The 23,696-nt window shown below is 71.4% G+C and carries 16 protein-coding genes; 5 read left to right on the top strand and 11 right to left on the bottom strand.

Annotation, left to right across the window (positions count from 1 at the left end; all coding sequences use genetic code 11):
* Window positions 1–12 precede the first annotated feature (12 nt).
* Window positions 13–1,656 (bottom strand): ABC-F family ATP-binding cassette domain-containing protein, encoded by a 1,644-nt coding sequence (locus tag ACRAKF_RS33345; RefSeq protein ID WP_447041610.1) that lies wholly within the window; start codon window positions 1,654–1,656, stop codon window positions 13–15.
* Window positions 1,657–1,807: 151 nt separating this feature from the next.
* Between ACRAKF_RS33345 and ACRAKF_RS33340 the strand changes: the two genes are divergently transcribed.
* Entirely contained in the window at window positions 1,808–3,217 is a 1,410-nt protein-coding gene (locus tag ACRAKF_RS33340; protein ID WP_447041609.1) for an MFS transporter, read from the top strand.
* Between the two features lie 19 nt (window positions 3,218–3,236).
* Here ACRAKF_RS33340 and ACRAKF_RS33335 read toward each other — a convergent pair whose 3' ends face one another.
* The 4 genes from ACRAKF_RS33335 to ACRAKF_RS33320 form a co-directional block, all read right to left on the bottom strand.
* Window positions 3,237–4,280 carry an oxidoreductase gene (locus ACRAKF_RS33335; RefSeq protein WP_447041607.1) on the bottom strand — a complete coding sequence of 348 codons (1,044 nt, stop codon included), beginning with the start codon at window positions 4,278–4,280 and terminating at the stop codon, window positions 3,237–3,239.
* Between the two features lie 270 nt (window positions 4,281–4,550).
* A complete protein-coding gene (locus ACRAKF_RS33330) occupies window positions 4,551–6,254 on the bottom strand; it encodes a BCCT family transporter (RefSeq protein ID WP_447042288.1) in 1,704 nt (567 codons plus the stop codon).
* A gap of 133 nt (window positions 6,255–6,387) precedes the next feature.
* Entirely contained in the window at window positions 6,388–7,668 is a 1,281-nt protein-coding gene (locus ACRAKF_RS33325) for a M14 family metallopeptidase (protein ID WP_447041605.1), read from the bottom strand.
* Complete coding sequence (locus tag ACRAKF_RS33320; RefSeq protein ID WP_447041604.1) at window positions 7,665–9,635, bottom strand: Xaa-Pro dipeptidyl-peptidase; 1,971 nt, start codon at window positions 9,633–9,635, stop codon at window positions 7,665–7,667. The genes ACRAKF_RS33325 and ACRAKF_RS33320 overlap by 4 nt, the downstream gene beginning before the upstream one ends.
* 236 nt (window positions 9,636–9,871) lie before the next feature.
* Here ACRAKF_RS33320 and ACRAKF_RS33315 point away from each other — a divergent pair, with 236 nt between their 5' ends.
* Window positions 9,872–11,401: a M1 family metallopeptidase gene (locus ACRAKF_RS33315; RefSeq protein WP_447042287.1), complete on the top strand. Its 1,530-nt coding sequence runs from the start codon at window positions 9,872–9,874 to the stop codon at window positions 11,399–11,401.
* Window positions 11,402–11,480: 79 nt separating this feature from the next.
* Here ACRAKF_RS33315 and ACRAKF_RS33310 read toward each other — a convergent pair whose 3' ends face one another.
* Both ACRAKF_RS33310 and ACRAKF_RS33305 read right to left on the bottom strand, forming a co-directional pair.
* Window positions 11,481–12,938, bottom strand: coding sequence for an amino acid permease (locus ACRAKF_RS33310; protein ID WP_447041602.1), 1,458 nt, complete (start codon window positions 12,936–12,938; stop codon window positions 11,481–11,483).
* Window positions 12,939–13,100: 162 nt separating this feature from the next.
* Window positions 13,101–14,906 carry an AMP-dependent synthetase/ligase gene (locus tag ACRAKF_RS33305; RefSeq protein ID WP_447041601.1) on the bottom strand — a complete coding sequence of 602 codons (1,806 nt, stop codon included), beginning with the start codon at window positions 14,904–14,906 and terminating at the stop codon, window positions 13,101–13,103.
* A 157-nt stretch (window positions 14,907–15,063) separates the two neighbouring features.
* Between ACRAKF_RS33305 and ACRAKF_RS33300 the strand changes: the two genes are divergently transcribed.
* Window positions 15,064–15,825, top strand: coding sequence for a MerR family transcriptional regulator (locus tag ACRAKF_RS33300; protein ID WP_447041599.1), 762 nt, complete (start codon window positions 15,064–15,066; stop codon window positions 15,823–15,825).
* 27 nt (window positions 15,826–15,852) lie between these two features.
* Here ACRAKF_RS33300 and ACRAKF_RS33295 read toward each other — a convergent pair whose 3' ends face one another.
* The 4 genes from ACRAKF_RS33295 to ACRAKF_RS33280 all read right to left on the bottom strand — a co-directional run bounded on the left by ACRAKF_RS33295 (window position 15,853) and on the right by ACRAKF_RS33280 (window position 21,820).
* A complete protein-coding gene (locus tag ACRAKF_RS33295) occupies window positions 15,853–18,036 on the bottom strand; it encodes a 3-hydroxyacyl-CoA dehydrogenase NAD-binding domain-containing protein (protein WP_447041597.1) in 2,184 nt (727 codons plus the stop codon).
* A 229-nt stretch (window positions 18,037–18,265) separates the two neighbouring features.
* Window positions 18,266–19,480, bottom strand: a complete 1,215-nt coding sequence (locus tag ACRAKF_RS33290) for an acetyl-CoA C-acetyltransferase (protein WP_447041595.1) — start codon at window positions 19,478–19,480, stop codon at window positions 18,266–18,268.
* 40 nt (window positions 19,481–19,520) lie between these two features.
* Window positions 19,521–20,663 carry an acyl-CoA dehydrogenase family protein gene (locus tag ACRAKF_RS33285; RefSeq protein WP_447041593.1) on the bottom strand — a complete coding sequence of 381 codons (1,143 nt, stop codon included), beginning with the start codon at window positions 20,661–20,663 and terminating at the stop codon, window positions 19,521–19,523.
* Window positions 20,660–21,820: a CaiB/BaiF CoA transferase family protein gene (locus ACRAKF_RS33280; RefSeq protein ID WP_447041591.1), complete on the bottom strand. Its 1,161-nt coding sequence runs from the start codon at window positions 21,818–21,820 to the stop codon at window positions 20,660–20,662. Before ACRAKF_RS33280 ends, ACRAKF_RS33285 begins: the two co-directional genes overlap by 4 nt.
* A 121-nt stretch (window positions 21,821–21,941) precedes the next feature.
* On the opposite strand from ACRAKF_RS33280, the gene ACRAKF_RS33275 reads away from it, so the two are divergent.
* Both ACRAKF_RS33275 and ACRAKF_RS33270 read left to right on the top strand, forming a co-directional pair.
* Window positions 21,942–22,391, top strand: coding sequence for a DUF523 domain-containing protein (locus ACRAKF_RS33275; protein ID WP_447041590.1), 450 nt, complete (start codon window positions 21,942–21,944; stop codon window positions 22,389–22,391).
* Window positions 22,392–22,475: 84 nt separating this feature from the next.
* Window positions 22,476–23,675, top strand: coding sequence for a saccharopine dehydrogenase family protein (locus ACRAKF_RS33270; protein WP_447041588.1), 1,200 nt, complete (start codon window positions 22,476–22,478; stop codon window positions 23,673–23,675).
* Window positions 23,676–23,696: the final 21 nt, after the last annotated feature.

The following is a 23,696-nucleotide window of genomic DNA, read 5'->3' as shown; positions in this document are numbered from 1 at the left end:
GCGGGCCGGAGGTCAGGGTGACAGCTCGGTCACCTTGCCCTCCGCCACCTCCAGGCGGCGCGTCACGCGTACGGCGTCCAGCATCCTGCGGTCGTGCGTGACCAGCAACAGGGTGCCCTCGTAGGAGTCGAGTGCCGACTCCAGCTGCTCGATCGCCGGCAGATCGAGGTGGTTCGTCGGCTCGTCGAGGACGAGGAGGTTGACGCCCCTGCCCTGGAGCAGGGCCAGGGCCGCGCGGGTGCGCTCGCCCGGTGAGAGCGTCGCCGCCGGGCGCAGGACGTGGGCCGCCTTCAGGCCGAACTTCGCGAGGAGCGTGCGGACCTCCGCCGGTTCGGTCTCGGGCACGGCCGCGCAGAACGCGTCGAGCAGGGACTCCTCGCCGTGGAACAGCGCGCGGGCCTGGTCGACCTCCCCGACCAGGACGCCCGAGCCGAGGCCCGCGTGGCCCGCGCTCAGCGGTACGCGTTCGAGCAGGGCGCCGAGCAGCGTCGACTTGCCCGAGCCGTTCGCACCGGTGATCGCCACGCGGTCCGCCCAGTCGATCTGGAGGGTGACGGGGCCCAGCGTGAACGTGCCGCGGTGCACCTCCGCGTCGCGCAGACCCGCGACGACCGAACCCGAGCGGGGGGCCGCCGCGATCTCCATGCGCAGCTCCCACTCCTTGCGGGGTTCGTCGACGACGTCGAGGCGCTCGATCATGCGCTGCGTCTGGCGGGCCTTGGCGGCCTGCTTCTCGCTGGCCTCGCTGCGGAGGTTGCGGCCGATCTTGTCGTTGTCGCCCGCCTTGCGGCGGGCGTTCTTGACGCCCTTGTCCATCCAGGAGCGCTGCATCTGGGCGCGGCCCTGGAGCGCCGTCCTCTTGTCCGCGTACTCCTCGTACTCGTCGCGGGCGTGCCTGCGGGCCACCTCCCGCTCCTCCAGATAGGCGTCGTAGCCGCCGCCGTAGAGGTTGATCTCCTGCTGGGCCAGGTCCAGTTCGAGGACCTTGGTGACGGTGCGGCTGAGGAACTCGCGGTCGTGACTGACCACGACCGTGCCCGCCCGCAGGCCCTTCACGAAGCTCTCCAGGCGGTCGAGGCCCGCCAGGTCGAGGTCGTTCGTCGGCTCGTCGAGGAGGAAGACGTCGTAGCGGGACAGGAGGAGGGAGGCGAGGCCCGCGCGGGCCGCCTGGCCTCCGGAGAGCGACGTCATCTCCTGGTCGAGGCCGACGGTCAGGCCGAGGGAGTCCGTGACCTCCTCGGCGCGCTCGTCCAGGTCCGCGCCGCCGAGGGCCAGCCAGCGCTCCAGGCTGTCCGCGTACGCGTCGTCCGCGCCCGGGGCTCCGTCGACCAGGGCCTGGGTGGACTCGTCCATCACGCGCTGGGCCTCCGCGACGCCGGTGCGGCGGGCCAGGAAGGCGCGGATCGTCTCGCCGGGGCGGCGGTCCGGCTCCTGGGGCAGGTGCCCCACGGACGCCGTGGGCGGCGACAGCCGCAGCTCGCCGCCCTCGGGGGTGTCGAGCCCCGCGAGCAGCCGCAGCAGGGTGCTTTTGCCTGCCCCGTTGGGGCCTACGAGGCCGATGACGTCGCCGGGGGCGACGACGAGGTCCAGTCCGGAGAAGAGGGTGCGGTCGCCGTGGCCGGCGGCGAGATCTTTGGCGACGAGGGTTGCGGTCATCAGGGGGGCATTCTACGGGGGCCCGCTTCCGCGAGGCGGGGCGCGTCGGCCTTGCGGGACCGGGCAGGGACCGGGCAGGGGCCGGGCGGGGCCTCCGCGTACGGATAAAAGCTGTGGCCCGGGCTGTTGGCTGCCCGGTACGTTCCCGGCCATGGTCATGGCAATCGCGGGTGGACGACGGTCCTCGGCCCTGCTGCTCGTCCTGTGCGGCACGATCTTCCTCGAGGGCAGCGACGTGGCCATGCTGGCCGTCGCCGTGCCCACCATCCGCGCCGACCTCGGCCTGACCACCGGCACCACGGCGTGGGTCATGAGCGGCTACGTGCTCGGTTACGCCGGCTTCACCCTGCTCGGCGGCCGTGCCGCCGATCTGCTGGGCAGGCGGCGGATGTTCCTCGCCTGGCTCGGCGCCTTCCTGGTCTTCTCCGCGCTGGGCGGCTTCGCGACCGAGGGCTGGATGCTGGTCGTGGCCCGCTTCGTCACCGGCGTGGCGGCGGCCTTCATGACCCCGGCCGCCATGTCGATCATCACGACCTCGTATCCGGAAGGGCCGCGGCGCGACAAGGCCCTGCTGATCTTCGCCGGTGTCGGCGCCGGCGGCTTCTCGCTGGGCCTCGTCATCGGCGGGCTGCTGACCGGCCTCGGCTGGCGCTGGGTGTTCTACGCCCCGGCGTTCCTGGCCGGCGCCATCCTGCTCGCGGCGCTGAGGCTGCTGCCCGCCGAGCCCCGCCCCGAGCCCGTACCGCACGGCTACGACCTGGCCGGCGCCGCTGCCGCCGCCGCCGCGATGCTGCTGCTCGCCTACGGCATCGTCCGGCTGGAGCACGGCGGCGAAGGGCTCGGGCCGACCCTCGGCGCGCTCGCCGCCGGGCTGACGCTGGTGGCGGCGTTCATCGTGATCGAACGGCGTGCCACAGCGCCGCTCGTCCGGCTCGCGATCTTCCGCAAGGCCGCGATGGTGCGGGCCAACCTCGGCGCACTGCTCTTTCTGGGCGCGTTCTTCGGCTTCCAGTTCATCGTCACGCTCTATCTCCAGGAGCTGCGCGGCTGGTCGTCCCTGCGGACCGCGCTCGCGCTGACCGCCATGGGCTGCGACGTCGTCCTCGCGCCCACCCTCACCCCGCGCCTGGTGAACCGGTACGGCACCGGCCGGGTGATCCTCGGCGGCTTCCTGCTGGCGATCGTGGCGTACGGGCTGTTCCTGCCGGTCGGGATGGACTGGTCGTACGCGGTGATGTTCCCGAGCCTGGTCATCGCGGGCACCGCCTTCGCCCTCGCCTACGGCCCGCTCACCATCGTGGCGACCGGCAGCGTGGGCGAGGAGGAGCAGGGCCTGGCCGGCGGGCTGCTGTACACGTTCACCCAGTTCGGCTCGGCGGTCGGGATCTCCGCGGTGACCGCGGTGTACGGGATCGCCTCCGCCGGCACCGATGGCTCACCGGGCGCGGTGCTGGACGCCTACCGCACCGCGCTCGTCGTCCCGGTGGCCATGGTGCTGCTGGGGGCGGCGGTCTCCGCCTTCGGCCTGCGCGGCGCGGGCCGACGGGCGGCCGGGCGGTAGAAGCGGCGGCGCACCGCGGCTACGGGCCGCCCCCGGCGCCCGTCTCGGTCACCAGGACGCTGGTGGAGGTCCGGGCGACCACGTACGAGTTGCCCTTCGTGCTGCGCGCCTCCAGCGGCACCCGGTGCTCGCCGGGCTCCAGCACCTCGTCGAAGACCTCATGGACGTGCGTCCGCGACAGCCGGTCCATGCGGTACGCGATCAGCCGTACCCGGCACGTCGACGTGACGGAGAGCCGCGCCGCGTCCCGCCCGGCGGCGAGCCCGGTGAGCCGCCGCTGCTCCGCGGGGCTCCGGTCGAGCGCGTCCTCGATCTGGGCCACCAGGAGCGGCACTATCGGGGCGAGCCCGTCGACGTAGGCGACGCGTACCCCCGCCCCCTCGAAAGCGGACCGCACGGACCGACGGGTCTCGGCGGACACCGTACGGCCGAAGGCGACCGCCCCGTACGTACGCAGCTCGTCCGGCGGCACATCCGCCGCGTCCGCGGCGATCTCCGCGCCGATGCCGATGGTCCGCAGGGCCGCGGCCAGCTTGGCGAGGAGCGCGACGCGGGCCCCGATGAGCAGGACCCGGCGGCGGGCCTGCCGCTCGTCCGCCGCGAGCAACTCCCCCAGCGCCCGGCGGTACTCGGGGCCGCTGAACCGGAACGGCCCTATGCCGTGGTAGCCGTTGAGCCGCAGATCGACCGGTTCTCCCGTCTGCCAGGCGAAGTCGCGCCAGACGAAGTCGTCGCCGCCGTCGGCGGCCTTCTCGATGACCGCCGTGACGGCACCGCACTCCAGGCCCTCGCATTCGGGACAGCCGTATATGACATAGCGGTTGTCGCGCAGCGGTGCCTCCGCCTCCAGGAGGAGGCTGCGGATGTGCGCGGTGAATATGGCGGGCGGGATGTCCGCGGCCAGCGGGGACACCGCGTCGAGGTCGGAGAGCCGGAACAGCAGGGGGCGGCCGTCGACGATGAAGTCGACGAAGTCACGGTGCACTTGGTAGTCACCGTTGGCGAGAACCCCACCGGCCCGCATGGCCGGCGCCAGACCGAAGGTCGCGTACTGGGCAGACATGCTGTGAGTATCCCCACCGATGGTGTGATGTGAGCACGGCATGGCCCATTCCTCGCACATTCCGCTCCTGCGGCGGGGCGCGTGGGGGCGGTGTGCCGGTGGTGAGTGCCGAGGTCCGGCCCGACCGGCGGCTGGTGCGGACGAAGTCCACGGTGCGGTCCGAGCGAGATGGCGTACGCATGGTCGAGGGCGTATTCGCGCGCACCCGACTGGACGGTGCGAAACCGGCAGGAGGCGGCACACCGCGGCGCACCGCCTCCTGAGCCGACGTCAGCGCGTACGCGCCGGATCGTTGTCCGGCTCCGGTCCGCCCGCGTCCTCGGTCGCGTCCTCGCCCCCGTCCTCGTCCGTGGAGGGGCCGATACGGATCTCGAAGTCACCGGCGTACTGCTCGTGGCCCGCGATCACGGCCTTCCCCACGGCTTCGGTGCCGTGTTCGCCGCGCACGATCAGCGGGTCGTGGCGCAGGTCCCGCATCAGGGACACGCACATGCCGATCATCACGAGGGTGAAGGGCGCCGCCACGAGGATCGTGAGGTTCTGCAACCCGGTGAGCGCGTCGCCCGAGCCGTCGCCGATGAGCAGCATGATCGCCGCCACGGCTCCGGTCACGATGCCCCAGAAGATCACGACGAACCGGCTGGGTTCGAGTGCGCCCTTCTGCGAGAGCGCGCCCATCACGATGGACGCGGCATCGGCACCCGAGACGAAGAAGATGCCGACGAGGACCATCACCAGAAGGCTGGTGACGGTGGCGATCGGGTACTCGTGGAGCAGCCCGAAGAGCTGCGCCTCCGCGGTCGTCTCACCCTTGAGGCCGCCTCGCTCGGAGACGCTCATGGCACTGCCGCCGAAGACGGCGAACCAGATGAGGCTGACCGTGCTCGGCACCAGGATGACGCCGCCGATGAACTGGCGGATCGTACGGCCGCGGCTGATGCGCGCGATGAACATGCCGACGAAGGGCGTCCAGGAGATCCACCAGGCCCAGTAGAAGACCGTCCAGCTGCTCAGCCAGTCGGCGACTCCCTCGCCGCTGGAGGCCTCGGTGCGGCCGATGAGCTGCGGCAGGTCGTCGAGGTACGCGCCGATGGACGTCGGCAGCATGTCGAGCATGATGACCGTCGGGCCCGCGATGAAGACGAACACGATGAGCAGCAGCGCAAGCACCATGTTGATGTTGGACAGCCACTGGACGCCCTTCTCCACCCCGGAGATGGCGGATGCCACGAAGGCCAGGGTCAGCACGGCGATGATCACGACGAGCAGGCCGGTGCCCGCCTCGTCCATCCAGTCGAGCACCTCGATGCCGCTGCCGATCTGGAGGGCGCCGAGGCCGAGGGAGGCCGCCGAGCCGAAGAGCGTGGCGAAGATGGCCAGGATGTCGATGACCCGGCCCCAGGCTCCGCGCGCGTGCTTCTTGCCGATGAGGGGCTCGAACACGGCGCTGATGGTCTGCCGCCGGTTGCGCCGGAAGGTGCTGTACGCGATGGCGAGGCCGACGACCGCGTAGATCGCCCACGGGTGGAGCGTCCAGTGGAAGAGGGTGGTGGCCAGTGACGTCTCCATCGCCGCGGCCGAGTCCGCCGGGTCGGTGCCCGGCGGTGGCGTGGTGAAGTGCGCCAGGGGCTCGCTCACCCCGTAGAACATCAGGCCGATGCCCATGCCCGCGCTGAACATCATGGCGACCCAGGACACGGTCCGGAACTCGGGCTTCTCTCCCTCCTTGCCGAGGGTGATCTTCCCGTACCGGCTGACGGCCAGCCAGAGCGCGAAGACCACGAACCCGGTGGCGGTCAGCATGAAGAACCAACCGCCGTTGTGCATCAGACCGTTCAGCATGTCCGTGGAGACATCCTTGAGCGTGTCCGTCGCCAGCGCGCCCCAGACCACGAACGCGAGGGTCAGCACGGCGGTGACGCCGAACACCACCCGGTCCGTCTGTGGGGACCGGCCGCCGTGGGCGGGCGTCATGATGTCCGGCGACCCTCCCCCGTCATCCGCCTTCTGTTGTTCATGCGTCACAAGTGGCACCTTTCAACGGGTCGATTGCGGTCGAGAGTTTGTTCTCGCTACCCCCTACCACATGTGACCCGTAACTCACTCCTCAACAGTTCATGTCGGGTCGAGCTGTGACCATGTGGTACGTCGCCCGCTCGTCGAGCAGGAGCGGCACGAGGGCCCGGGCCGGCTGGCGCAGCGGGACGTACGCGCCGGACTTCTGCCGCTTCGCCTTCACCCCGTGCAGGGCCAGTTCGTCCTTGATGTCGGCGTACTGGGCGGCGGTCAGCCGGTAGCCGCAGGGCGGGTCGGCGATGGTCTCGGACGGCTCCGCGGGGTCGTTGTCCGCGCCGCCGACGTAGACGGGGCCGTGGTCGCGGTAGCCCTCGACGCGTGCCGCGTCGGTGGTCCGCTCCAGGCGTGCGCGTCGCTCGTCCGTGTAGTCGAACAGGCCGCCGAGTGCGGAGATTTGGGAGGAGACGCGGCGGCGGTTGTTCAGGGCCTCGTCGTTCTTCTCGGCGTCGGTGAGCGGGTCGACGCGGCTCTCGATGAGCAGGCCCGCGGCGTGCTTGATGCCGGACATGTTGCGCAGGATGCGCTCCTGGCCGTCGCCCGCGGTCTGCTTGATGGGCTCGCCGGTGACGGGGTCGGTCCAGATGCCGTAGGTGCCCGTGGTGTGTCCGTCGCCCTCGGCGGCCGGGCGTACGTACGCCTTCGACAGGGTCTGCGCCTCCTTGTGCACCGCCTCGTCGGTGTTGAGGTTGCGCGGCCAGAGGTCGAAGAGGTCCTTGTCGTAGTACTTGGGGGTGGACCCGTACTCGTGCAGGTCGTAGATGACGTCGGGTCGGTGGTCGCGGATGACGGCGGCCGTCGCGCGGGCCTCCGCGGTCGCCAGGGAGAGGTGGTCGCGGTTGATGTCGACGCCGTCGGAGTTGCCGCGGGTGTCGGCGGCGCGGCCGTCCGGGTTGGCCGTCGGGACGACCAGGAGCGTGGTGCGCCGCAGGAACTCCCGGGTCCCGCGGTCCTTCGCGTACGCCAGGTCGCGGATGGTGGTCAGACAGGCCTCGCGGCCCGACGGCTCGTCGCCGTGCTGGCTACAGATCAGCAGCACGGTGTTCTTCGCCTTGCGTTCCCCGATGCTGACCAGTTGGAGAGGGCGGTCCTGCTTGGTGCTCCCGATGCGGGAGACGGATATGCGGTCGCTCGCCCTGTCGACCGCGGCCAGGAGCCGCTGCTCCTCGGGCTGGGTGGTCCAGCGGGCGCCGTCGCTCTCCTCGAAACCGGTACGCGGCGGGGTCGGGGTCGCCTGGGCCGGCACCGTCAGGAGCGGCGCGGTGAGGGCGACGGCGGCACAGGCGAGCGCCAGGGTGCGGATGCGCGGTGTCATGAAGTACTGCCTCCCGGTACGGGTGTGAGCGGACGCGGTGGGGCGACGCCGTCGAGACGGGCTTCGCGGGGAGTGCCGGAATCGGAGGGCCTGAACGCGCTCGCGCCGCCGACCAGCGGGACCTTCGCGTGGGTGCGGGCCAGGTCGATGGTGAGCGTCGGGGTGTCGGCGGGAGCTTCGATGAGGTTCTTGTCGGTGCCCGCGACGATCAGCGCGAGGCGGTGCCCCTTGGGCACGACGTGGTCGCTCGCGGCGAGGTCCAGGGTGATGGTGTGGGGCTTGCCCGGGGTGAGCGGGCGCCCGCGGTGTGCGTCCGCCCAGGTGCCGAGGTCGGCCCAGCCGCGGCTGACGATCGTGTGCTCGACGTCGGCGGTCCTGGCCCGCGTCTTGCGGAAGCAGGAGCTGTCGCCCGTGGTGCTCGGTCCCCAGCAGTCGCGTTCGTCGAGCGTGGTGATGCCCTCTCCCCTGGCGGCGTAGTCGCGAATGGTGGCGGGGCCGAGGTCGACGAGGATCGCGGAGAGATGGGCGGTGCGGGTCGTCGGCGTCGCGGTCACCGTCACCTGGGAGGAGCCGGACAGGCGCAGGTCGCGGGTGAGCGGCCCGGTGGCGAAGCCGGCCTTGGCGGGTGTCGGCATGTCGATCCGCTCGGCCCAGTCCGTCTCGCTCAGCTTCGGGTCGTCGGTGAACGTCTCCGTGCCCTTGGCGCGGCGTGTGCCCAGCGTGCCGACGCCCGGCGCGGCGCCCTTGGCGGGGCGGAGCTCGACCGTGCCGGTGGCGCGCGGGGGCCAGACGCGGTCGGTGGTCCAGTGGTCGGGGGCGCGCTCGATGTCGGCCATCGGCTCGCGGTCGACGCCGTTGTCGTGGCCGAGGAGTTCATGGTCGAACCAGCGGTGCAGGGTGCGGACCCAGTCGGCCCTGCGCAGGTCGAAGGGGTCGACGTGACCGGCCTGGCTGAGCCAGATCTTGCGGTCGACGCCGTTCTTCGCGAGGGCGTCCCACCACTGTCCGAAGTGCTTGGCGCGGACGTTCAGGTCCTGCATGCCGTGTACGACGAAGACGCTGGCCCTGACCTTGCCGGCGTCCGGGACGTGGTCGCGCTCGCTCCACAGGCGGGTCCAGTCGCCGCTGCGGGGCGCGCCGTCGATCAGGCGCTGCTGCACGGCGCCGCAGCGGGCGCGCGCCTCGGGGCTCTCGACGGCGTCGGAGAGCCCCTCGGGGCCGCTGTCGTAGAGCGGGGCGCCCTGCTGGAAGTAGTAGTCGTACCAGGAGGAGATCGCGCCGATCGGCACGATGGTCTTGAGTCCCTTGACGCCGGTGGCGGCCACGCCCTGCGCGACGGTGCCGTCGTAGCTCTTGCCGATCATGCCGGTCCTGCCGTTGGACCAGGAGGCCTTCGCGCGTTCCTGGCCCGTGCGGCTGGTGTAGCCGCGGCCGCGGCCGTTCAGCCAGTCGACGACGGCCTTCGCGGACCGGACGTCGGAGCGGCCGCCGACGTCGACGCAGCCGTCGGAGCGGTTCGTGCCCGCCAGGTCCACGGCGACGTAGCCGTAACCGCGCGGGACGAAGTAGTTGTCGTAGTAGAGCGGGAACTGGACGGGGTCGCCGTGCGCGTCGTAGGTCTTCTTCTGGCTCTCGTTGCCGCGCCCGCAGCAGGAGTAGTACGGGCTGGCGTCCATGATCACGGGTATCCGGCGGCCCGTGCGGTCGAGTTCGCGGGGCCTGACGATGTCGACGGCGACACGGTCGGACTTGCCGTCCGCGTCGCCGTCTAGCCCGGTGTCGACCCACACGGACTCGCGTATCGCGTCGTCGTACGCGTACACGGGCTTGCTCTCGGCGGGCGTACGGGGGCCGGATGCGGCGCCCTGTGCCGCGCCCGGGGACATGAGCATGGCCAGCAGGGCGGTCAGGGCCGCCGTCAGCAGCGTTCTCCAGGGGAGGCGGGCGCGTCGCGCACGTATCGGCATGGCGCGGAAGGTACACCGGTGAACTCCCGCGCGACAGAGGGCCGGACGTGCCGCGTCAGGCGCTTGGGACATTGAGGCACATGTCGGCCGAATGGCGATCGTGTGACAGCAGGGGCCATGGACATGACGCGTGCCGTAAGGGCTGAATAGGCTCGGCGACCAAGACATACAGGTCTTGTGCCTTTATGACGTGCGACGACGACTGCTACGACGACGACTACGACTTGGAGCTTGACGTGCACCGCAGACTCATCGTTCCGGGGGCGATCGCGGCCTCCCTGCTGCTGGCGATCCCGGCATCGGCCGCGGACTTCACCCCCGGAGCACCGGGCATCGGCGATCCCTACTACCCGGCGAGCGGCAACGGCGGATACGACGTATCGCACTACGACCTGAGGCTGAAGTACCAGCCCGTCACCGACCTCCTGGAGGGCACGGCGACGATCAGCGCCCGCACCACGCAGAACCTTTCGCGCTTCAACCTCGACTTCGGGCTGAAGGTCTCCGAGGTGCGGGTCAACGGCAAGAAGGCGAAGTTCACGAAGACCGGCGACCAGGAGCTGGAGATCACGCCGCCCGCGGGGCTGCCCAAGGGCACCGCGGTCACGGTCGTCGTGCGGTACGCGGGCAAGCCGTCCGAGCTGAAGATCAACGGGTACAGCGCCTGGCACCGGACGCCGGACGGCGGTGTCGCCGCGCAGGAGCCGGAGGCCGCCGTGTGGTGGTTCCCCTCCAACGACCACCCGCTGGACAAGGCCACGTACGACGTGTCGGTCTCCGTGCCCGACGGCACGCAGGCGATCTCCAACGGTGTGCTCCAGTCGCAGAGCTCCAAGCTGGGCTGGACCCGCTACAACTGGCGGTCCAACAAGCCGCAGGCGAGCTACCTCACCACGCTCGCGGTCGGCAAGTTCGACATCACGACCGACAAGACCGAGAGCGGTCTGCCGGTCCTCAACGCCTACAGCAAGGACCTCGGCGACAACGCGGGCGCCGCGCGGGCCAGCATCGAGCGGAGCACCGAGGTCGCCGAGTGGCTGGAGACGGTCTTCGGCGAGTACCCCTTCAACGCGCTCGGCGGCTACGTCCCGAACGTGAAGAGCAGCTACGCCCTGGAGACCCAGACGCGGCCCTTCTACAGCCCCGCCGCGTTCAAGAACGGCTCCAACACCTCGATCGTCGTCCACGAGCTGGCCCACCAGTGGTACGGGGACAGCGTCTCGGTGCACGGCTGGAAGGACATCTGGGTCAACGAGGGCTTCGCCCGCTACAGCCAGTGGCTGTGGTCGGAGAAGGAGGGCGAGGGCACCGCACAGGAGCTCGCGGACTACGTGTACGCGCAGCACCCCGCCGACGACCCGTTCTGGACGGTGAAGCCGGGTGACCCGGGTGCGGACGACCAGTTCCACCTCGCGGTCTACGACCGGGGCGCGCTGGCCCTTCAGGCGCTGCGGAACGAGATCGGCGACGAGGCGTTCTTCGCGATCCTGAAGGGCTGGCCGAAGGCGTACGCGTACGGCAACGCCAAGGTCGGCGACTTCGTGAAGTACGCCGAGAAGATCTCGGGCAAGCCGCTCGCCGAGCTCTTCGACACCTGGCTGTACCAGCCGTCGCGACCGGCGGCCCCCGCCGCGAAGCACGCCGGCCTGAGCCGGTCGGCCACCGCCACGGCCCCCGTCGCCAAGCCCAGGTCATGGAAGCAGATCGCCGCCACGAACGGCGTCCACGACCACGGCCACGACCACCAGCACGACCACAAGCACTGACACCCACGCACCGCGCCGCCCGGCCAAGGGGCCGGGCGGCGCGGTGGCTGTGGGGCCGTGGGGCCGTGGGGTCGTGGGCCTACTTCAGCAGGGTCTTGGCCTCGCCGGCGGCCTTGCGGCGGATCGCGTACCAGCCCGCGACCAGGGCCGCCGCGACGATCGGGATGAGGAACAGCGTCTTGCGGCCGACCTCCGGGTCCTTCCACATCAGGCAGAGCACCGCGAGCAGGAAGACGATCGTGACGATCTCCGTGACCGGGCTGCCCGGCAGGCGGAACTTCGGGCGCTCGAAGGCGCCCTCCTTGGAGCGGCGGACGAACGCCAGGTGGCAGATCATGATGATCACCCAGGTGCTGATGATCCCGAGGGACGCCACGTTCAGGACGATCTCGAAGGCCTTGCTCGGCACGATGCTGTTCAGGCCGACGCCGAGGACGCCCACGCCCGCGGTGAGCAGGATGCCGCCGTAGGGCACCTGGCTCTTGTTCATCCTGGCGGTGAACTTGGGGGCCGAGCCCGACATCGCCATGGAGCGCAGGATGCGGCCCGTGGAGTACAGGCCCGAGTTCAGCGAGGACATGGCCGCGGTCAGGACGACTAGGTTCATCACGTCACCGGCCGCCGGCACGCCGATCTTGGACAGGACCGTCACGAAGGGGCTCTCGCCCGCCGAGTACACCGCTCCGGGGAGCAGCAGCGCGAGGAGGGCGACCGAGCCCACGTAGAACACGCCCACACGCCACATGATCGAGTTCACGGCGCGCGGGACGATCTTCTGCGGATCGGCGGTCTCGCCCGCCGCGACGCCGACCAGTTCGAGGGAGGCGTAGGCGAAGACGACGCCCTGCATCACGATCACGACGGGCATCAAGCCGTTCGGCAGGAACCCGCCGTTGTCGGTGATGACGCTCAGACCCGGCGTCTCACCACCGACCTTGTGCTGGCTGACCAGCAGGAAGATGCCGATCAGCATGAACGCGATGAGCGCCGCGACCTTGACTATGGAGAACCAGAACTCCATCTCGCCGAAGTACTTCACCGAGATCAGGTTGATGGCCAGGACCACCGCGAGGGCCAACAGCGCGAGCACCCACTGCGGGATGTCGGTGAAGAAGCTCCAGTAGTGCGTGTAGAGCGCGATCGCGGTGATGTCGGCGATGCCGGTGGTCGACCAGTTGAGGAAGTACATCCAGCCGGCGACGTAGGCACCCTTCTCGCCGAGGAACTCACGCGCGTACGAAACGAACGAACCGGACGACGGACGGTAGATCACCATCTCGCCGAGGGCGCGCACGACGAAGAACGCGAAGATGCCGCACACGAGGTACGCGAGGGCGAGGGCGGGGCCCGCCGAGTGGAGGCGGCCGCCCGCCCCGAGGAAGAGTCCGGTGCCGATCGCGCCACCGATCGCGATCATGTTGACGTGACGGGCCTTGAGGTCCTTGCTGTAACCGGCGTCGCCCGCGTCCGCGGGGGCCTGTTCCACATCCGTGGGGGATGCGTCCAGGGCGGCCGAATCTACGGCTTCCTTGCTCACGTGGGGGATCTACTCTCTGGTGCCCGGAAGAAATCCCGGGGTCCGGAATGTGCTCCGGCCCACGACACCCCTTGACGCGCGCGGACCGACGGAACACCTTCCCCCAGAGATCGCCGACCACGCGGTGGCGCACGTCACATAGCGGAACTTCTCACATGCTGATCAAGGGCTGTACAGACCCTCGATGACCTGCTCGTACTTGGTGTGGATCACCCGGCGGCGCAGTTTCAGGGAAGGCGTCAGCTCCCCGGTGGCGGGGCTCCACTCCTCGGCGAGGAGGCGGTGGCGCTTGACCTGTTCGGTGCGGTTCAGGCGCGCGTTGGCGGCCTCGACGGCCCGCGCGACCTCCTCCCGTACGGCCGGGTGGGAGACCAGGTCGCCCTCGATGCCGCGCGCGGCGGCCCAGACGGGCGCCATCTCGGGGTCCAGGACCAGCAGGGCCACCAGGTAGGAGCGGCCGTCGCCGTGCACCAGGGCCTGGCCGATGAGCGGGTGCTCCTTGAGCGCGTTCTCGACGAGGGCGGGCGAGACGTTCTTGCCCGTCGACGTCACGATCATCTCCTTCTTGCGGTCGGTGAGCCAGACGTAGCCGTCCGTGTCGATGCGGCCGATGTCTCCGGTGGCGAACCAGCCGTCCCGGTCGCAGACGCCGTCGACACCGCCGTCGGGCCGCAGATAGCCGTCGAAGACCGTCGCCCCGCGGACGAGGAGCTCCCCGTCCTCGGCGGTGCGCACCTCCACGCCCTCGATGGGGCGGCCCACCGAACCGAGGCGGAAGGCCCCGGGGCCGTTCGTCGTGACGACCCCCGCGGTCTCGGTCAGCCCCCACGCGTCCATGATCACCAGGCCGAATCCGGCCCAGAAGCGGGACACCTCCGGCGGCATGGGCGCCGAGGCGCTCGCCGTCCACACCAGCCGGTCGAAGCCGGCGAGGGCGAGCAGCGGGTCGAGCACCCGCTCCTTGGCCTCGGCGTAGGCGGCCCGCAGCTCCGCGGACGGCTCCTCGCCGCGCTCGCGGCAGGCGACGTGCGCGCGGGCGGTGTCGCCGGCCGCCTCGACGGCGCGGCGCCGCTCCTCGGGCAGCGCGGCGAGGGCGGCCCGCACGGACGCGGCGAGCTTCTCCCACACGCGCGGGACCCCGAAGAACTGGAAGGGGTGCAGTTCGCGCGCGGTGGCCGCCACCTGGGACGGGTCCGCGCACAGGTAGACGTGCGCGGCCCGCAGGACCGGCAGGTAGATGCCGAGCAGCCGCTCGGCGATGTGCGCGAAGGGCAGGTAGCAGATGTGCCCGACGTGGTCGGGGAAGTCCACGACGCCGTCCAGGGCGATGCCGTTCAGGAGGATGTTGCGGTGGCTGAGCCGGACGCCCTTGGGGTCACCGGTGGTGCCCGAGGTGTAGACGACCGTGAGCGCGTCGTCCGGGCGGCTCTCGCGCCAGGCCTTCTCGAAGCCCTCGGGGTCGTACAGGCGGCTGCCGGTGGCGTGCAGCGAGCCGTACGTGCGGTGCTCCCCCGCCGCCGCGGCCTCCACGACCACCAGACGCCGCAGCGGGGCGGTGTCGTCGGCCAGGAGCGGCTCCCAGCGCGGCAGCTCTCCGGCGCCCTCGACGACCGCGAAGCGGGCCCCGCTGTGCCGCACGATGTGGGCCACCTGCTCGGGGGCCGCGGTTCCGTACACGGTCACGGGGACGGCACCGAGGTGCACCAGGGCGAGGTCGCTGAGCCAGTGCTCGGGGCGGTTGCCCAGCATCATCAGGACGTGCTCGCCGCGCTCGACGCCCAGCGCCGCGTACCCGGCGGCCAGGACGGCGACCTTGCGCCGCACCTCGCGCCAGGTGAGCGTCGACCACTCCGCACCCGTACGCCAGGAGAGCGCGGGCAGCTCCCCGTGGTCCTCGGCATTGCGGAGCAGCAGGGCGGGGAGGGTGATGCCGGCGGGGTCGCCCGGAAGTCGCAGGATCGTGGTCATGACCGCCTCCTGGTGCCGTCGATGGGCCCGGAGGGTTTCACAACACTGGTGTGCCAGCAATACTGTTGCACCGCATTGACGCACGATGCGGGGGCCGCATCGGCGCACGACGCGGGGAGACGTCCCCCGAGCCGAACCGGGGAGGGATGGCGCCGCCATGACGACCGACACCGAGGGCGTCGCGACCGAGGCCGACGAGCCGACCCTCACGGTCGACGAGCTCGCCGCGCGCGCGGGCGTCACGGTCCGCACGATCCGCTTCTACGGCACCAAGGGCCTGCTGCCGCCGCCGGTCATCGGCCCGCGCCGCGTCGGCCACTACGGCCAGGACCACCTGTCGCGGCTCGCGCTCATCGAGGAGCTCCAGCACCAGGGCATGACGCTCGCCGCGATCGAGCGGTACGTGGAGCAGCTTCCCGCCGACGTGAGCGCGCACGACCTGGCCATCCACCGCGCCCTGGTGGCGTCCTGGGCGCCCGACTCCGCCGAGGACGTCCCGCGCGGCGAGCTGGAGCGCAGGGCGGGGCGCGCGCTCGACGACGAGGACCTGGGGCGGCTCACGGCGATGGGTGTGGTCGCCGGGACCGGGACGCCGGGGACGTACCGCGTGGACGTGGGGCTGCTCCGGCTCGGGGTGCGGCTCCTGGACGTGCCGATCGCGCACGAGACGATCCTCGCCGCCCGCTCGGTGCTGATGGAGCACACACGGGCGGCGGCGCACGAGCTGTCCCGCCTCTTCCGCGACGAGGTGTGGGACTCCCGCCGCGAGGGCGGTCCTGACCCCGAGCACGACCCGGAGCACGTCGCCGCGATGCGGTCGCTGTCGGCCCATATGCAGCCGATGGTGGTGCAGGCGCTGGTGACCGCGTTCCAGCGCTCGCTCAAGGAGGAGCTGCGGGAGTGGCTCAAGGAGGCCTGAACCACTCCCGCACCTGGTTCGCGGGGATCAGGCGTCGCTGAACCGCTCGCCGTTCTCCGCCTTGTGGACCAGCAGCGCGGGCGGCGTGAACCGCTCTCCGTAGCGCTCGGCGAGCTCGCGTGCGCGGGCCACGAAGCCGGGCAGGCCGCCCTCGTAGCCGTTGATGTACTGGAGCACGCCGCCCGTCCAGCCGGGGAAGCCGATGCCGAGGATGGAACCGATGTTGGCGTCGGCGACCGACGTCAGCACGCCCTCCTCCAGGAGGCGCACGGTGTCGAGCGCCTCGGAGAAGAGCATCCGCTCCTGCATGTCCTCGAACGGGATCTGGTGCCCGGGCTGGGTGAAGTGCTCGCGCAGGCCGGGCCAGAGGCGGTCGCGCCTGCCGTCCACGTACTCGTAGAAGCCCGCTCCCCCGCTCCTGCCGGGGCGCTCGAACTCGTCCACCATGCGGTCGATCACGGCGTCCGAGGGGTGGGCCGCCCAGGTGCCGCCCACCTCCTCGACGGCCCGCCGCGTCTCGTCGCGGATCTTGCGGGGCAGCGTGAGGGTCAGCTCGTCCATGAGGGCGAGGACCTTCGCCGGATATCCGGCCTGGGCCGCGGCCTGCTCGACGGAGGCCGGTTCGATGCCCTCGCCGACCATCGCGACGCCTTCGTTGATGAAGTGGCCGATGACGCGGGAGGTGAAGAAGCCGCGCGAGTCGTTGACCACGATCGGCGTCTTGTTGATCTGGCGCACCAGGTCGAAGGCGCGGGCCAGCGTCTCGTCGCCGGTCCGCTCGCCCTTGATGATCTCCACCAGCGGCATCTTGTCGACGGGCGAGAAGAAGTGCAGGCCGATGAAGTCGACCGGCCTGGTGACGCCCTCCGCCAGCGTGGTGATGGGCAGGGTGGAGGTGTTGGAGCAGAGCAGGGCGTCCGGCTCGACGATGTCCTGGATCTCCTGGAACACCTTGTGCTTGAGCGCGGTGTCCTCGAAGACCGCCTCGATCACCGCGTCACACCCGGCGAGCGCCCGCGGGTCCGCGGTGGGCGTGATGCGGGCGAGCAGCGCGTCGGCCTTCTCCCGCGTCGTACGGCCCCGCTGGACGGCCTTGTCGCAGAGCTTCTCGGAGTAGCTCTTGCCCTTGGCCGCGGCCTCGGCGGAGACGTCCTTGAGGACGACCTCGATGCCCGCGCGGGCGCACGAGTACGCGATGCCCGCGCCCATCATGCCCGCGCCGAGCACGGCGACCTTGCGCACGGTCCTGGCCTCGACGCCCCGGGGGCGGTTGGCGCCGGAGTTGACGGCCTGGAGGTCGAAGAAGAACGCCTGGATCATGTTCTTCGCGACCTGGCCCGTGACCAGCTCGGTGAAGTACCTGGCCTCGATGGTCAGCGCCGTCTCGAAGTCGACCTGGGAGCCCTCGACGGCCGCCGCGAGGATGTTGCGCGGCGCCGGGTAGTTGGCGCCCGCGGTCTGCTTCTTGAGGTTGGCGGGGAACGCGGGCAGGTTCGCCGCGAACTTCGGGTGGGCGGGCGTGCCGCCGGGGATGCGGTAGCCCGGCTTGTCCCAGGGCTGCTGCGACTCCGGGTTGGCGTCGATGAAGGCGCGGGCCTTGTCGAACATCTCCTCGCGGGTGGCGGCCACTTCGTGGACCAGGCCGTTCTCCAGGGCGCGTGCGGGGTTGTACTGGGTGCCCTGGAGCAGCACCTTCAGGAGCGCGTCCGTGATGCCCATGAGGCGTACGGTGCGGGTGACGCCGCCACCCGCGGGCAGCAGGCCGAGGGTGACCTCGGGCAGGCCGATCTTGGAGCCGGGGGCGTCCAGGGCCACGCGGTGGTGGGAGGCGAGGGCGATCTCGTAGCCGCCGCCGAGGGCCGCGCCGTTGATGGCGGCGACGACGGGCTTGCCCAGGGTCTCGATGCGGCGCAGCGAGTTCTTGATGGCGATGCCCGTCTCGAACGCCTGCCGCGCGTTCTCCGGGCCGACCTTGATCATGTCCTTGAGGTCGCCGCCCGCGAAGAAGGTCTTCTTGGCGGAGGTGTAGATGAACCCGCGGATGGCGTCCTTGTCGGCCTGGACGGCGGCCTCCGCGCGGTCCGCGATCGCCGCGATGGAGGCCTTGAACGCCCGGTTCATGGTGTTCGCGGACTGGTCGGGGTCGTCGAGGACGAGCGTGACGACGCCGGTGTCGTCCTGTTCCCAGCGGATGGTGGTGCTTTCGGTCATGTCTGTGTCTCCGTGAAGTCTGTGGCGGGCGGAATCTGGGGAGGGCGGCTGGGGATCGTGGCCGGCTGACCGTCGGTGGGGGCTGGTCGCGCAGTTCCCCGCGCCCCTGAAGGACGCACTCCGTGGGCCTTCATGAGGCGCGGCGCAGCCGCTGCCTCAGGGGCGCGGGGAACTGCGCGAGCAACCACGACGCACCGGCGGTCGGCGACGCACCCGAACCCCTACGGCGCTACACCCGTTCCACCACCGTCGCGATCCCCATCCCGCCCCCCACGCACAACGTGGCCAGCCCGTACCGAAGATCCCGCCGCTCCAGCTCATCGACCAGCGTGCCGAGGATCATCGCCCCGGTCGCCCCGAGGGGGTGACCGAGCGCGATGGCCCCACCGTTCACGTTGACCTTGTCCAGCGAAAGCCCCATGTCCTTCGCGAAGCGCAGCACGACCGCCGCGAAGGCCTCGTTGATCTCGACGAGGTCGATGTCGTCGATGGTGAGTCCGGCCTTGGCGAGCGCCTTGCGGGTCGCGGGCGCGGGCCCGGTGAGCATGATCAGCGGCTCGGAGCCGGAGACGGCCGCGGAGACGATCCGCGCGCGCGGGGTGAGGCCGTAGCGCTCGCCGACCTCCTTGGTGCCGACGGCGACCAGCGAGGCTCCGTCGACGATGCCGGAGGAGTTGCCCGCGTGGTGGACGTGGTCGATCTGCTCGATCCAGTGGTACTTCTGCAACGCGACCGCGTCGAAGCCGCCCAGGTCGCCGATGTCCTTGAAGGAGGGCTTCAGCTTGGCGAGGGAGTCGGCGGTGGTGCCGGGGCGCAGGTGCTCGTCGTGGTCGAGGACCACGAGGCCGTTGCGGTCCTTGACCGGGACGACGGACTTCGCGAAACGGCCTTCCTTCCAGGCCGTGGCGGCGCGCTCCTGGGAGAGCGCGGCGTACTCGTCGACGTCACGCCGCGAGAAGCCCTCGACGGTGGCGATCAGGTCGGCGCCGATGCCCTGGGGCGCGAAGTTCGTCTCGAAGTTGGTCATGGGGTCGGCGAACCAGGCGCCGCCGTCGGAGGCCATCGGCACCCGCGACATCGACTCGACGCCGCCCGCGAGCACCAGGTCCTCCCAGCCCGAGCGGACCTTCATCGCGGCGAGGTTGACCGCTTCCAGGCCCGAGGCGCAGAAGCGGTTCTCCTGGACGCCGGCGACGGTGTCGGGAAGACCGGCGGCGATGGCGGCGATCCGCGCGATGTCGGAGCCCTGGTCGCCGACGGGGCCCACCACCCCGAGGACGATGTCGTCGATGGCGGCCGGGTCGAGGCCGGGGAAGCGGGCGCGGATCTCGTGGATCAGGCCGACGACGAGGTCGATCGGCTTGGTGCCGTGCAGGGCGCCACTGGCCTTGCCGCGTCCGCGCGGGGTGCGGATCGCGTCGTATACGTACGCTTCGGTGGTCACGCGTGAGCCTTTCGGGGGTGTCCGGAGGTGAGGGTGAGGGTCAGCCGAGGAGGGAGCGGCCGATGATCTCCTTCATGATCTCGGTCGTGCCGCCGTAGATGGTCTGGATGCGGCCGTCCGTGAAGGCCTTGGCCACGCGGTACTCCGCCATGTAGCCATAGCCTCCGTGCAGTTGCAGGCACCGGTCGGCGACACGCTTCTGGAGTTCGGTGGCCCACCACTTGGCCATGGAGGCGTGGACGGCGTCCAGCTCCCCGTCCGAGTGATCGACGATGCACCGGTCGAGGAACGTCCGGGTGACGGCGCACTCGGTGGCCATCTCCGCGATCTCGAAGCGGATGTGCTGGAGTTTGGCCAGCGGCCGCCCGAAGGCCTCGCGCTCCTTCACGTACTCCGTGGTGATCTCCAGGAGGTGCTCGGCGGCGGCGATGCCCGCGACGGCGATGCCCATGCGCTCCTGGGCGAGGTTCGTCATCAGGTGGACGAAGGCGCCGTTGAGCTCGCCGAGCAGGTTCTCCTTGGGCACGCGTACGTCGTCGAAGAACAGCTCGGCGGTGTCCTGGGACTTCTGGCCGATCTTGTCGAGGTTGCGGCCCCGCTCGAAGCCCTCCATGCCGCGCTCGACCACCAGCAGCGACAGGCCGTGCGCGCCGCCCTCGGGGGACGTCTTGGCGACGACGATGACGAGGTCGGCGAGGATGCCGTTGGAGATGAACGTCTTGGAGCCGTTGAGCACCCAGTGGTCGCCCCGGTCCTCGGCGCCCGTACGGATCGCCTGGAGGTCGGAGCCCGCGCCGGGCTCGGTCATCGCGATGGCCGTGATGATCTCGCCGGAGCAGAAGCCGGGCAGCCAGCGCCGCTTCTGCTCCTCGGTGGCGAGCGAGGTGAGGTAGGGGCCGATGATGTCGTTGTGCAGGCCGAGCGCGAGCCCGGAAGCCCCCGCCCGCGTGAACTCCTCGGCGAGGACCGCGGAGTAGCGGAAGTCGGTGTTCCCGCCGCCTCCGTACTCCTCGGGGACGGCGAGCCCGAGCAGCCCCTGCCGGCCGGCCGCGAGCCATGCCTCGCGGGAGACGATGCCGTCCTTCTCCCACTGCTCGTAGTGCGGGAGCACCTCCTTGGCGAGGAAGGTGCGGACGGTCTCGCGGAACGCGTCGTGCTCGGCGGAGAAGAGCTGCCGTTTCATCGGTACGTGGCCTCCTGGTCGTCCGGCGGGCAGGGCGCGAGCCCCGGCACGTCCCAGTCCCTGGCCACCTCCGCGGTGTCGGCGCCGGGCTGTGCCGGGCCGCCGCGGACCTCGGTGGGGGTGCGGGAGAAGCGGGGTGCCGGGGCGGGCTGGGTGATGCCGCCGTGGTCGGTGAAAGTGCCGCGGGCGGCGAGATGGGGGTGCGCGGGCGCCTCGCGCAGCGAGAGCACGGGGGCGACGCAGGCGTCGGAGTCCTCGAAGAGGGCCGTCCACTCGTCGCGCGTGCGCTCCTTGAAGCGGGCGGCGACGGCGTCGCGCAGCTCGCCCCAGCGGCCGAGGTCCTGGCGGGCGGAGGCGACCTCGCCGAGACCGAGGAGCGCGGCGAACTCGTCGTAGAAGCGCTGCTCCAGGGGGCCGACGGCCATGTGGCCGCCGTCGGAGGTCTCGTAGGTGCCGTAGAAGGGGCAGCCGCCGTCCAGGAGGTTGGCGCCGCGGCGGTCCTGCCAGCCGCCGGCCGCCAGCATGCCGTGGATCATCGCGGAGAGGTGGGCGGTGCCGTCGACGATCGCGGCGTCCACGACCTGGCCCTCGCCGTGCACGCGCGCGTGGTGGAGCGCGGCGAGGGCGCCCACGACGAGGTAGAGGGCGCCGCCGGCGTAGTCGCCGACGAGGTTGGCGGGGACGGCGGGCGGCTCCCCGGGGTTGCCGATCATGCCGAGGGTGCCGGTGATCGCGATGTACGCGATGTCGTGCCCGGCGCGCCCGGCGAGCGGCCCCTCCTGGCCCCAGCCGGTCATCCGGGCGTAGACGAGGGCGGGGTTCCGCGCGTGGCAGGCCTCGGGGCCGACACCGAGGCGCTCGGCGACGCCCGGCCGGTAGCCCTCGATGAGGACGTCGGCGCGTGCCACGAGATCGAGGACGCGGGCAGCGCCGTCCGCCGTCTTCAGGTCGAGGATCACCGAGCGCTTGTTGCGGTTGGTGACGTCATACTCCGGGTTGATGGCGAGGCCGCTGCCGCCCGGCCGGTCGACGCGCACGACGTCGGCCCCGAGATCGGCCAGGAGCATGGCCGCGAAGGGGCCCGGGCCGATGCCCGCGAGCTCCACCACGCGCACTCCGGCGAGCGGGCCGTGAACGCGCTTGCCTGGTCCTGCCATTGAGCCCCCAGCGCTATGACACAAGTGATGTAACACCAGCGATGCTAAGAACGTGTTCCACTGTGCACAAGCCCTTGGCGAGCAAGCGCTTAGCCAATTCGGTGGGCCCTAGCCTGGGAGCATGGAACCGATACTGGTCAGCGCATGCCTGCGGGGTGTTCCGTGCCGCTATGACGGCCGCGCCAAAGCCTCGCCCGAGCTCGACGCGGCATTGACGGGCCGCGAGGTCGTGTCGTTCTGCCCGGAGGCCGCGGGCGGCCTGCCGACGCCGCGCCGCCCCGCCGAACTGACCGGCGGCGACGGGCACGGCGTCCTGGACGGCACGGCGCGGGTGGTCGAGGACACCGGGCGCGACGTGACGGCCGAGTTCGTGGCCGGCGCGCACCGCGCGCTGGCGGCCGCGCGGCACGCCGGGTGCACTCAGGCACTGCTGATGCCGCGCAGCCCCTCGTGCGGGCGTGGGGCGGTGTACGACGGCTCGTTCGCCGGGGACCTGGTGGCGGGCGACGGCGTGACCGCGGCGCTCTTCGAACGGAACGGCATCACCGTACGGGTGGCACCGGGCGCGTGACCGACGCGGGAACCGGCGCGCCGGGCGGTGTGGGCTAGCCTCGGCCACTCGTATCCGGGCGACACGCGCAGACGGAGAGGTGCCATGAGCAGTCGGAGCAAGGATCGCGCGTACGGCCGCGCGTACGACATCGTGCTCTTCGGAGCGACCGGCTTCGTGGGGGTGCTCACCGCGGAGTATCTGGCCGCGCACGCGCCCGACGGGCTGCGGTGGGCCCTCGCGGGTCGCGACACGGAGAAGCTGGAGCGGCTGCGGGACCGCCTCGCGGCGGACCACCCGGCGTGCGCGGAGCTCCCCCTGGTGCGCGCCGACGTGGCCGACACCGCGTCGCTCGATGAGCTGGCCGGCAGCGCCCGCGTGGTGGCCTCGACCGTCGGCCCGTATCTGACGCACGGGCAGGAGCTGGTCGCCGCCTGCGCGGACGCGGGCACGGACTACGTCGACCTGACGGGTGAGCCGGAGTTCGTCGACCTCATGTACGTGCGGCACGACGCCCGCGCACGGGAGACCGGGGCCCGGCTCGTGCACGCCTGCGGATTCGACTCGATCCCGCACGATCTCGGGGTGTACTTCACGGTCCAGCGGTTGCCGGAGGACGTGCCGCTGCGGATCGACGGCTTCGTGCACTCCGACGCGCGGTTCTCCGGCGGCACGTTCGCCTCCGCGCTCAACCAGATGGGCCGCGGCCCGCAGATGATGGCCGCCGCGAAGGACCGGCGGCGCCACGAGCCGCGCCCGGCCGGCCGCAAGGCCTGCGCGCCGCCCGGCACACCCCGGTACGCGGCCGAGGTCGGCGCCTGGGCGCTGCCGCTGCCGACGATCGACCCGCAGGTGGTGCAGCGCTCGGCGCGCGCCCTGGAGCGGTACGGGCCCGACTTCCGCTACCGGCACTACGCGGCCGTCAGGACGCTGCCCATGGCGCTCGGCGCTCCGCTCGCGCTCGGGGGCCTCATGGCCGCCGCGCAGGTGCCTTCCGTACGCCGTTGGCTGTCCGGGCGGCTGAAGCCCGGCGACGGGCCGAGTGAGGCGCGGCGGGCCGAGGCGCGGTTCTGGGTGCGCTTCGTCGGCGAGGGCGGCGGCCGGCGGGTCTTCACCGAGGTGTCCGGCGGCGACCCGGGGTACGACGAGACGGCGAAGATGCTGGGCGAGTCGGCGCTCTGCCTCGCCCTGGACGACGTCCCGTCGGCGGGCGGCCAGCTCACACCGGCCGTGGCCATGGGCGACGCGCTGCTGACGCGGCTCATGGCCGCGGGGCTCGGCTTCCGCGTGGCCGCGGTGCGTTAAACCAGGTGCGGCCGGTCGCCG

This window comes from Streptomyces sp. DSM 118878 (genome assembly GCF_052936595.1).
This window is presented reverse-complemented; position numbering and strand designations above follow the sequence as displayed.

Excerpts from the sequence above, each read along its gene's own strand:
- ACRAKF_RS33320 (WP_447041604.1), bottom strand. The coding sequence starts at position 9,635 with ATGCCGATACGTGCGCGACGCGCCCGCCTCCCCTGGAGAACGCTGCTG.
- ACRAKF_RS33325 (WP_447041605.1), bottom strand. The coding sequence starts at position 7,668 with ATGACACCGCGCATCCGCACCCTGGCGCTCGCCTGTGCCGCCGTCGCC.
- ACRAKF_RS33330 (WP_447042288.1), bottom strand. The coding sequence starts at position 6,254 with ATGACGCCCGCCCACGGCGGCCGGTCCCCACAGACGGACCGGGTGGTG.
- ACRAKF_RS33275 (WP_447041590.1), top strand. The coding sequence starts at position 21,942 with ATGGAACCGATACTGGTCAGCGCATGCCTGCGGGGTGTTCCGTGCCGC.
- ACRAKF_RS33285 (WP_447041593.1), bottom strand. The coding sequence starts at position 20,663 with ATGAAACGGCAGCTCTTCTCCGCCGAGCACGACGCGTTCCGCGAGACC.
- ACRAKF_RS33295 (WP_447041597.1), bottom strand. The coding sequence starts at position 18,036 with ATGACCGAAAGCACCACCATCCGCTGGGAACAGGACGACACCGGCGTC.
- ACRAKF_RS33340 (WP_447041609.1), top strand. The coding sequence starts at position 1,808 with ATGGTCATGGCAATCGCGGGTGGACGACGGTCCTCGGCCCTGCTGCTC.
- ACRAKF_RS33305 (WP_447041601.1), bottom strand. The coding sequence starts at position 14,906 with ATGACCACGATCCTGCGACTTCCGGGCGACCCCGCCGGCATCACCCTC.
- ACRAKF_RS33300 (WP_447041599.1), top strand. The coding sequence starts at position 15,064 with ATGACGACCGACACCGAGGGCGTCGCGACCGAGGCCGACGAGCCGACC.
- ACRAKF_RS33280 (WP_447041591.1), bottom strand. The coding sequence starts at position 21,820 with ATGGCAGGACCAGGCAAGCGCGTTCACGGCCCGCTCGCCGGAGTGCGC.
- ACRAKF_RS33345 (WP_447041610.1), bottom strand. The coding sequence starts at position 1,656 with ATGACCGCAACCCTCGTCGCCAAAGATCTCGCCGCCGGCCACGGCGAC.
- ACRAKF_RS33335 (WP_447041607.1), bottom strand. The coding sequence starts at position 4,280 with ATGTCTGCCCAGTACGCGACCTTCGGTCTGGCGCCGGCCATGCGGGCC.
- ACRAKF_RS33270 (WP_447041588.1), top strand. The coding sequence starts at position 22,476 with ATGAGCAGTCGGAGCAAGGATCGCGCGTACGGCCGCGCGTACGACATC.